The organism is Rhodococcus sp. IEGM 1351, from assembly GCF_030056875.1.
GTDB classification, from domain to species: domain Bacteria; phylum Actinomycetota; class Actinomycetes; order Mycobacteriales; family Mycobacteriaceae; genus Rhodococcus_F; species Rhodococcus_F opacus.
Genome location: NZ_JASHKU010000075.1, coordinates 1 through 1789 on the forward strand (window position 1 = coordinate 1; position 1789 = coordinate 1789).

1 protein-coding gene is annotated in these 1789 nt (G+C 67.2%); it reads right to left on the bottom strand.

The window, feature by feature from the left end:
- Positions 1 to 526 precede the first annotated feature (526 nt).
- Complete coding sequence (locus QM806_RS40795) at positions 527 to 1558, bottom strand: IS110 family RNA-guided transposase (RefSeq protein WP_164066143.1); 1032 nt, start codon at positions 1556 to 1558, stop codon at positions 527 to 529.
- Positions 1559 to 1789 lie beyond the last annotated feature (231 nt).

The window sequence follows — 1789 nt, forward strand, 5'->3', positions numbered from 1 at the left end:
GCCCCAGCGGGGCTTCGCGTTTGCGGGCCACGGCGACGACGTCGCGGCGGAACTCCTCGGGATACGGCTTCGGCATGTCGATCATCCTTCCACCGTGAGGGCAGATCCCTCACAGGTCATCCCTGAAGGAGCGGGGCCTTGTCAAGGGTCGCGTTTTACGTGGTTTCGGCTCCATGTGGGCAGCGCCGGGTGAGGGCCGGGGTCAAGACACAGCGCCCGCAGCGTGAGCGAGGACGAATGGTCTTGACGGTGGCCCGGCCGGCGCAGACTGGAATGAGCCGAGAACAGGTCGAGGACCAACGACGCGATTCGGTTTCGTTATGTTGTTGTGGTGCAACGTCTCCAGTGTGATGCGTGTGGGGTTGGGCAGGGCCGAGCTTCCTCGGCTGCCGGTCATCCCTTCGCCCGGCGGTGCGGGCATGGAGCGGTGCGCTGGCAACACACGGGGTCAATCAGGTGGGCGACCACGCCGTAGGCACGGGGGTCAGACTTGTGCACGGCCGCGCGCGTGTTGCGTCCGGGGTGCTCACGCCATCGCCTTCTGGTGGGCCAGGGCGCGGATCTCTCCGTCGCGCAGCCCGTAGTAGACGAGGGTGAGCAGTTTGCGGGCCGCGGCGATCTTGGCGATGTTTCGGCCGCGGCGGGCCTCGATCCGTTTGCGATCGGTCGAGATCTTCGTGCCGGCGGGATGCCGTTGGATGGCCTCGACGGCCGCCCAGCGCACCAGTTTGCTGCCCTGCTTCGTGATGTGCCCGCGCCGCACCACGGCGTCGGACTCGCGGTGCTTGGGCGTCAAACCGGCCCAGGAGCACAGGTGAGCGGGGTCGGTGAACCGGTGCACGTCCCCGATCTCGGCGACGAACACCGCGGCCAGGGTGGGTCCGATGCCGGGCAGCGCCTGGATCGCCGTATACCCGCGGTCGCCACGCAGCTCGGTGGCGATCCGGGCGGTGAACCGCGCCTCGTGGGTGTCGAGGTCGTCGATCAGCTCGAGCAACGAGATCACCCGCTGCGCGTACGCGTCACCGAGCGGCACCCGCGTCAGCTTCTGGCGGCCGGTGACCCCGAACAGGTCCGACACCGGGATCAGGACTCCCGCCTTGGCGAGCACGGCATGCACCTGCGCCTTGAGCCCGGAGCGCAGCGCGACGAGCTTCGCCCGGTAGCGCACGAGTTCCCGCAACTCACGTGTGGCGGGCGGGGCGATCCACGCCTCGGGCAACCGGTGCATCCGCAGTAGATCCGCCAGGTCACCAGCATCGCGGACGTCGTTCTTCACCCTCCGGTATCGGAATCCCTTGACCCCTAGTGGGTGCGCCAGGTGTACGTCCGCACCCGACGCTCGCAGCGCATCGACCGCCCAGTACCAGCCATAGGTCGCCTCCAGGACCACTTCGGGGTTCGGGCCGGCCTGCTCGATCTGCAACCCCAACGCCACCGGATCGTTGACGATCCGCACCGCCGAGAGCTGCTCGCCGGTGTCGGACTGGCGGACGATCACCGATCGTTGCCGGTGCAGATCGATCCCGACGAACTGTTTTCCGTCATACTCACTCATCAGGGGCCTCCCTTTACGTTCGGAAGTGAGTACTCCCAGCATTCGCCGGGAACCCTCGAGGAGCGGAGGCCCCGCCCCTTCATCGCATCAGGTGTCAACCAGAGCCGGGGCAGTCCCAAGTGTCGAACGATCACCCGTGGGAGTCGACACGATGCCCTCAGGACATAAAAGCAAGTTCGGGTGTGCGGCAGATCAGCAACCTCCGTACGCGGCCCGAGCCGTCGAGCTGTG

Coding starts and splice junctions, on each gene's coding strand:
- QM806_RS40795 (WP_164066143.1), bottom strand. CDS start 1,558: ATGAGTGAGTATGACGGAAAACAGTTCGTCGGGATCGATCTGCACCGG.